Genomic DNA, 9,195 nt, shown 5'->3' with positions numbered 1-9,195 from the left:
ACCACACCAACACCACCACCTACCTCGAAACCACACCCCACCCCACACTCACACCACTCACCCACGACACCCTCGCCGATCTCGGGGTGCCCGCCGACGAGGTTCTCGTGACGCCGACCCTGCGCGACGGGCGCGAGGAACTGCCCACGTTCCTTTCGGCGCTCGGCCGCCTGCACGCCCACGGCGTCGAGCTCGACTGGCCGCAGATCCTCAGCGCGCTGGGCGTCGCTCGGCCCGCCCGCCCTGCGGAGCTGCCCACCTACGCGTTCCAGAGGCAGCGGTACTGGGTGAAGGCGCGGCCCGGCGCGGGCGACGTCACTTCGGCGGGCCTGGAGACGGGCGGCCACCCGCTGCTCGCCGCATGCGTGACGCTCGCCGACGAGCAGACCACCGTCTTCACCGGACGCCTGTCCCTGGACACCCACCCCTGGCTGACCGACCACGCCATCAACGGCATCGCCGTCCTGCCCGGCACCGCCTACCTCGAACTCGCCATCCACGCAGGCGACCACACCGGCACACCCCACATCCACGAACTGATGCTCCAGGCGCCCATGCCGCTGCGACCCGGCGTCCCGCTCCAGCTGCAGGTCACCCTGCAGGCCCCCGACGAGGACGGCCACCGCGCCCTGACCGTCCACTCCCGCCCCGACGGCGGCGACGCCGACGAGGAGCCCTGGACCTGCCACGCCTCCGGCACCCTCACGGCCGCGGCGACCCCCGAGCCCGCCGACCTGACCGCCTGGCCCCCGCCGGGCGCCGACCCCGTCCCGACCGACGGCCTCTACGCGCGCTTCGACGAACTCGGGCTCAACTACGGGCCGCTCTTCAGGGGCGTCCGCGCGGCCTGGTCCACCCCGACGGAGGTCTTCGCCGAGGTCGCGCTGCCCGACCCCGACGCCGCCACCGGCCACGCCCTGCACCCCGCGCTGCTCGACGCCGCCCTCCACGCCGTCGCCTTGACCCCGGGCGCCCGCGACAGCCTGGCCCACCTGCCCTTCGCCTGGACCGGCGTCACCCTGCACGCCGCCGGCGCCACCGCGCTCCGCGTCGCCATCACGCCCACCGGCGGCGGCGCCGCGATCAGGGTGGCCGACCCGGCGGGCCGGCCCGTCGCCACGATCGACGAGCTCAGCCTCCGCCCGCTGCCCGACGCGCCCTCCGGCCCCTCCCAGAGCAACCACCTGTACGCGCTGGTGTGGCAGCCCCTCCCCGCACAGAACGCCCCAGCCGGGGGCGGCCGGTACGCCATTCTCGGCGAGCACGATCCGGACCTGGCCGACGCGCTGGCCGCAGCCCTTCCCTCGGGCACGCGCACCTACGATGCCTTCGCCGACCTCTTCGAGGCCGACGGCGACGGCACACCGCCCGACGTGATCCTCGCCCCCTGCCCGCCAGGCACCGGCGATGACCTCGCCGGCCGGGCGCACGCCGCGACCCGGCAGGTACTCGGCCTGATCCAGCGCTACCTGGCCGACGAACGCCTCGCCTCGAGCCGGCTGGTGCTGCTGACCACCGGCGCCGCCGCGGTCACGGGCCAGGCGCCGGTGGATCTCGCGCAGAGCCCGCTGTGGGGGCTGGTCCGCAGCGTGCAGGCCGAGCATCCGGACCGCGTCACGCTCGTCGACCTGGAGGGCCGCCCCGCCGACCGCCAGGCGCTCGCCGCCGCGCTGGCCCAGCCCGAGCCGCAGCTCGCGGTGCGCGGCGGCGTCGTCCACGGCGCCCGGCTGGCGCGGGCCGCCACCCTGCGGGGCGGGACGCTCGCGATGCCCGCGGGCGGTGACTGGCGGCTGGCCGTCAGCGCGAAGGGAACCCTGGAAGACCTGGTGCTCGCGCCGGTGGACCCCGAGCCGCTGGGAGGCGAGCAGGTGCGGATCGCCGTCCGCGCGGTCGGGGTGAACTTCCGCGACGTCCTGTACGCGCTCGGCATGATCCCGCAGGACGACCGGCCGCTCGGCGGGGAAGGCGCGGGCACCGTGGTGGAGGTCGGCCCGGACGTGCGCGGCGTCGTCCCCGGCGACCGGGTCATGGGGATCTTCACCGGCACCGGCCCCACCGCCGTCGCCGACCACCGCATGGTCGCCCCGATCCCGTCCGGCTGGACGTTCACCCAGGCCGCGACCGTCCCGGTGGCGTTCCTGACCGCGTACTACGCGCTGCGGGACCTGGCCGGTATCGAGCCCGGCCGGCGGCTCCTGGTGCACGCCGCGACCGGCGGCGTCGGGACGGCGGCCCTGCAACTGGCCCGCCACTGGGACGTGGAGGTGTTCGCCACCGCCGGCCCCGGCAAGTGGCCGACCCTCTACCAGCGCGGTCTGGACGACGCCCACATCGCCTCGTCGCGGACGCTGGAGTTCGAGGAGCATTTCCGCGACGCCCTCGGCGACCGGGACATCGACGTGGTCCTCAACGCCCTGGCCGGGGAGTTCAACGACGCTTCGCTGCGCCTGCTCGGCCCCGGCGGCCATTTCCTGGAGATGGGCAAGACCGACGTCCGCGATCCCGAGCAGATCGCCGCCGGGTATGCCGGTGTCCGGTATCAGGCGTTCGACGTGCTGCAGGCCGGGCCCGAGCGCATCCAGGAGATCCTGCGCCGGCTGCTGCCCCTCTTCGAGGAAGGCCGGCTCGTTCCGCTCCCGGCCACGTCCTATGACATCCGGCATGCGCCGGAGGCGTACCGGCACCTCAGCCAGGCCCGGCACATCGGCAAGGTCGTCCTGACCATCCCCGCGCCGCTCCGCCCCCGCGGCACCGTGCTGATCACCGGGGGCACGGGCACTCTGGGACGGCTGGTCGCCGAGCACCTGGTCACCGACCACGGCGTCACCCACCTGGCCCTGGCCAGCCGCACCGGACCCGACACGCCCGAAGCACAGGAGTTGCGCCGGCGCCTAGAGGAACTCGGCGCCCACGTCACCATCACCGCCTGCGACACCGCCGACCCCACCCAACTCACCGAACTCCTCACCGCCATCCCGACCGAACACCCCCTCACCGCCGTCATCCACGCGGCCGGAGTGACCGACGACGCCGTCGTCACCTCCCTGACCTCCGAGCAGGTCGACGCCGTGCTGGCCCCCAAGGTCGACGGGGCGTGGAACCTGCATCAGCAGACCCGCGACCTCCCCTTGAGCGCCTTCGTCCTGTTCTCCTCGGCGGCCGCGACGCTGGGCTCCCCGGGCCAGGCCGCTTACGCCGCCGGCAACGGCTTCCTGGACGCCCTCGCCGCGCACCGGCAGGCGGAGGGGCTGCCCGCCCAGTCGATCGGCTGGGGTTACTGGCAGCAGGACAGCGGCATGACCGGCCATCTCAGCGACACCGACCGCGCCCGCATCGGCCAGAGCCTCACCCCGATTCCCACGGCGCAGGGCCTCGATCTCTTCGACGCCGTCCTGAACACGCCCCATCCCCACCTGCTCGCCACCCCGATCAACCTCGCCAAGGCGCCTTCGCCTCCGCCTCCGCTGCTCCAGGGCCTCGTCCGCGGCACCGCGGCCCGGCGGACGGCCGGCGGCGCGGCCACCTCCACCGACCTGGCCGGCCGGCTCGCGGGGCTCGGCCCCGAGGAGCAGGACGCGCGGCTCCTCTCGCTGGTGCGAACGAACGTCGCCGCCGTCCTGGCGCACGGGTCGGCCGAGAGCGTCGATGCCGCGCGCCCGTTCAGCGAGCTGGGGTTCGACTCGCTCACCGCGATCGAGCTGCGCAACCGGCTGGCCACCGCCACCGGGCAGCGCCTTCCGGCGACGCTCGTGTTCGACCACCCCACGCCCCGGGCGCTCGCCCTGCACCTCAAGAACACGCTTCTGGACACTCACGCTCCGGCGTCCGCCCAGGCGCTCGGGACCGCCACGGAGGAGCCGATCGCGATCGTGGCGATGGGGTGCCGCTACCCCGGCGACGTGCGCACACCACAACAGCTCTGGGACCTGGTCGCCGCCGGTCGTGACGCGATCGGCGAGTTCCCGGCGAACCGGGGCTGGCCACTCGCCGACCTGCACCACCCCGACCCCGACCACCCCGGCACCACCTACGCCCGCGAAGGCGGATTCCTCTACGACGCCGACCACTTCGACGCCGACTTCTTCAACATCAGCCCCCGCGAGGCCCAAGCCACCGACCCCCAACAACGACTGCTCCTCGAAACCGCCTGGGAGACCATCGAGAACGCCCACATCAACCCGGCCACCCTCAACGGCACCCGCACCGGCATCTTCACCGGCATCTCATCGCACGACTACGGCACCGGTCATCTCAGGATCTCCGGCGAGTCCGAGGGCTATCTGGGCTCCGGCACTTCCGGCAGCGTCGCTTCGGGCCGGATCGCTTACACGCTCGGCCTGGAAGGGCCGGCGGTCACGGTCGACACCGCGTGCTCGTCCTCCCTGGTCGCCCTCCACCTGGCCTGCCAGGCGCTCCAGCGGGGCGAGTGCGATCTCGCCTTGGCGGGCGGCGCCACGGTCATGTCCACGCCCGGCATCTTCGTCGCGTTCTCGCGGCAGCGCGGGCTCGCTTCCGACGGCCGGTGCAAGCCCTTCGCCGCGGCGGCCGACGGCACCGGCTGGGGCGAGGGCGTCGGCCTGCTGCTGGTCGAACGCCTGTCGGACGCCCAGCGCAACGGCCACCCCGTCCTCGCCGTGGTCCGCGGCTCGGCCGTCAACCAGGACGGCGCCAGCAACGGGCTGACGGCACCGAACGGCCCGTCGCAGCAGCGGGTCATCCACGAGGCGCTGAGGTGGGCCCGGCTGGCGCCCGACGACATCGACGCCGTCGAGGCGCACGGCACCGGCACGGCGCTCGGCGACCCCATCGAGGCACAGGCCCTGCTCGCGACCTACGGCCGGGACCGGGACCGGCCGCTACGGCTGGGCTCGATCAAGTCCAACCTCGGGCACACCCAGGCCGCCGCCGGCGTCGCCGGAGTCATCAAGATGGTCCAGGCGATGCGGCACGGCGTCCTGCCCCCGACCCTGCACGTGGACGAGCCGACCCCCCACGTCGACTGGAGCGCCGGGCACGTCGAACTGCTCACCGAGCAGATCCCCTGGCCCGACACCGGGCGACCCCGCCGCGCCGCCGTCTCCTCCTTCGGCATCAGCGGCACCAACGCCCACACGATCATCGAACAGGCGCCCGAGCCGCCGGACGCTCCTCGCCCCGAGGTCGCCGCACCCGCACATGGCGATCGCCTGGCGCTTCCGTGGATGCTGTCGGCGAAGACAGAGGCCGGGCTCGCCGCGCAGGCCGGACGGCTGGCGGCCTACCTGGACACCCGTCCCGAGGCGGATGCCGACGGGGTGGCGTGGGCGCTGGCCACCCGTTCGGTGCTGGAGCACCGCGCCGTGATCGTCGGCGACGGGCCGGTGCTGCGAGACGGCCTCCGGGCGCTCGCTGCCGGTGAGCCGCATCCGGCGGTGGTGTCGGGCCGTCCGATGCCTGCCGGCAAGACGGTGCTGGTGTTTCCGGGTCAGGGTTCGCAGTGGGCGGGGATGGGCGCCGAACTACTGAAGTCCAGTCCGGTGTTCCGGGAGCACATCCAGGCATGTGAGCACGCCCTTTCCCGTCATGTGGACTGGTCGCTGACCGACGTGCTCACCGCCGCGCCCGGCAGTGCGTCCCTGGAGCGGGTCGATGTCGTACAGCCGGCCTTGTTCGCGGTGATGACCGGCCTCGCCCACGTGTGGAAGTCGCTGGGCGTCGAACCCGATGCGGTGATCGGGCACTCCCAGGGCGAGATCGCCGCCGCCTGCACCGCGGGCGCCCTCACCCTGGAGGACGCCGTCCAGGTCGTGGCGTTACGCAGCCAGGCCCTCACCGCCCTGGCGGGCACCGGCACCATGGCCGCCGTCCACACCACCCCCACCGACCTGGCCGGGCTGCTCCCCGACGACATCGCGATCGCCGCGATCAACGCACCGGCCACCACCGTCGTCGCCGGACCAGAAGACGCCATCACCGCGCTCCTCGAAACCTGCGAACGCCAAGAGATCAAAACCCGCCGCATCGACGTCGACTACGCCTCCCACAGCCCCGCGATCGACACCGTCGCCGACCAGATCATTCAAACCGCGGCAGGCATCCAGCCCCGAGCCACCACCCTCGCGATGTACTCCACCGTCACCGGACAGCCCATCGACGGAACGGAACTCGACAACCGGTACTGGTACGACAACATCCGCAACACCGTCCAGTTCCACCCCACCATCACCCACCTCATCGAGCAGGGCCACACCACCTACATCGAAGCCAGCCCCCACCCCGCCCTGACCATCGGCATCCAGCACACCTGCGACGCCCTCGGCACCCCCGCCATCGCCGTCGGCACACTCCACCGCGACAACGGCGGGCGGGCGCAGCTCTTGAACGGCCTGGCGCATCTGCACGTCCAGGGCCATCCCGTGAGCTGGGCCCACGTCCTGAACACTCTGGGCACCGCGCGCCCGGCATCGCTCCCGGACCTCCCCACCTACGCCTTCCAGCGGCAGCGGTTCTGGCCGCAGGTCGCGCCGGGAGCAGGCGGGGACGCCGCGGCGGCCGGGTTCGACTCGCCGGGGCACCCTCTGCTCGGCGCGTGCGTCACCTTGGTCGGCAGGGAGACCACCGTGTTCACCGGGCGACTGTCCCCCGACTCCCACCCCTGGCTGGCCGACCATGCCATCAACGGCGTCCCCGTGCTGCCCGGCACCGCCTACCTCGAACTCGCCGTGCACGCGGGCGACCACACCGGCACACCGCACATCCAGGAACTCACCCTCCACACGCCGCTCGTCCTGACGGCCCCCACCCAGCTCCAGATCACCGTCGACGCGCCCGATGACGGCGGCCACCGCGCGCTGACGATCCACTCCCGCCCTGCCGGCATCGGCGAACCCTGGACCTGCCACGCCACCGGCACCCTCACCCCCGCGCCGCCGCCGGCGCCGGCGCCCGAGACGTCCGGCCTGACCGCGTGGCCGCCGCCCGGCGCCGAGCCCATCCCCACCGCCGACCTCTACGAGCGGTTCGATGACCTGGGCCTGAACTACGGGCCGCTCTTCCAGGGCGTGCGGGCCGCCTGGACCACCCCGGCCGGGGTCTGCGCGGAAGTGCGGCTGCCCGACGCCGACGCCGCCTCCGGCTTCGCCCTCCACCCGGCCCTGCTGGACGCCGCGCTCCATCCCATCGTCCTGGTCGGCGGCTCCCGTGCGGACCGGGCCCACCTCCCGTTCGCCTGGAACGGCGTAACCGTCCACGCCGCCGACGCCACGGCACTCCGCGTCGCCATCGCCACCGGCGACGCGGAGGAGGGCGGCCGGGTCTCCCTCACGGCCGCCGACGCCGCCGGCCGCCCCGTCATCACCGTCGGCGCGCTCACGCTGCGTCCCGTTGCCTCCGAGCTGCCGGCCGGGATGGCGCAGCGCAGGCACCTGTACGCGCTCACGTGGCCGGCCGTCCCGCCGAGCACCGACGCCCCCGCCGAGCCCTACGCGGTTCTGGCCACGGGCGAGGACGCCCTGCTCGGCGTCGGGGCCATGGCGTACGACGATCTGGAGCAGGTCGCGGAACTCGGCGCCCCGCCCCCGATCATCGTCGCCCGCTGTCCCGGCGCCGATGGCGAAGGAGAAACCGTCGAGCGGGCGCACTCCGCCACTCAGCGGGTGCTGCGGCTGATTCAGAGTTTCCTGGCCGACGATCGCCTCGGTGGCAGCCACCTGGTGCTCCTGACCACCGCGGGCACCGGCGCGGGCACGGAGCCGGAGACCCCGGACCCCGCGCAGGCGCCGGTGTGGGGGCTGGTCCGCAGCGTCCAGGCCGAGCATCCCGGCCGCGTCACGCTCATCGACGTCGACCGGGAGGACGCGAGCCTCCGGACGCTTCCCGCGGCGATCGGGACCGCCCTCGGCCAGGACGAACCCCAGATCGCCGTCCGCGGCACCGACCTATTCGTCCCGCGCCTGACCCGGCCGGCCGGTCCCGACGCCTCCCAGGGGGCGATTGCCTTCACACCCGGCGGCACCGTGCTGATCACCGGCGGCACGGGCACCCTGGGCCGCCTGGTCTCCGAGCACCTGGTCACAGCCCACGGCGTCACCCACCTGACCCTGGCCAGCCGTACCGGACCCGACTCCCCCCAAGCCCAAGAACTCACCCATCACCTGGAAGAACTCGGCGCCCACGTCACCATCACCGCCTGCGACACCGCCGACCCCACCCAACTCACCGAACTCCTCACCGCCATCCCGACCGAACACCCCCTCACCGCCGTCATCCACGCGGCCGGGGTCATCGACGACGCGGTGGCCACCTCACTGGGACCGGAGCAGGTCGAGCGGGTCTTCGCACCCAAGGTGGACGCGGCCTGGAACCTGCACCAGCAGACCCGCCACCTCCCCCTGGACGCCTTCGTCCTGTTCTCCTCGGCCGCTTCCACACTCGGCTCCCCCGGCCAGGCCGCCTACGCCGCCGCCAACCACTTCCTGGACATACTCGCCGTCCACCGGCACGCCGAGGGGCTGCCGGGCCAGTCGATCGGCTGGGGCTACTGGCAGCAGGACACCGGCATGACCGCCCACCTCACCGACACCGACCGTAACCGCATCATGCGCGTCGGCATGAGCCCGATCACCGACGAGCAGGGCCTGGAGCTCTTCGACGCGGCCCTCGCCACGCCCCGGCCTCACCTGATCGCCGTGCCGATCAGCGCGCGGAATGTGGGCGCAGCGCCCCCGGCGCTGCTGCGGTCGCTCGTCGGCGGCGCCCACCGTCCCAGCGCCGCCGCGGCCGCGGGCCTGGCCGATCATCTGGGCACGCTGGCCCCCGACCAGCAGCGGGAGCACCTGCTCGACCTGGTCCGCGGCGGTGTCGCCGCAGTCCTGGGCCACACCGGTCCCGACGGGATCGACCCCGACCGGCAGTTCAACGAGCTGGGATTCGACTCGCTCACCGCGATCGAGCTGCGCAACCGCCTCGCCGCCGCCACCGGCCGCCGCCTGCCCGCCACGCTGATCTTCGACCACCCCACGCCCAGGGCGCTCGCCGAGGAGCTGCGGAACACGCTTCTCAACACGCTCGCGGGCGCATCCGCGACCGTGCGAGCGACGGCCACGGACGAGCCGATCGCGATCGTGGGTATGGGCTGCCGTTACCCCGGCGAGGTCACCACCCCGGAGGAACTGTGGGAACTGGTCGCCCAGGGCCGGGACGCGATCGGCGGATTCC

Annotated in this window: 1 protein-coding gene; it reads left to right on the top strand. The window is 73.7% G+C overall.

The genetic code is table 11. The features are described 5' to 3' along the window. A partial coding sequence (locus ABD296_RS48035; RefSeq protein WP_344284760.1) for an SDR family NAD(P)-dependent oxidoreductase occupies positions 1 to 9,195 on the top strand: 9,195 nt, incomplete at both ends.

Source organism: Actinomadura napierensis (assembly GCF_039529375.1).
Classification (GTDB): domain Bacteria; phylum Actinomycetota; class Actinomycetes; order Streptosporangiales; family Streptosporangiaceae; genus Spirillospora; species Spirillospora napierensis.
Note: the sequence above shows the minus strand (reverse complement) of the source record. Positions and strands in the feature narration are given on the sequence as shown.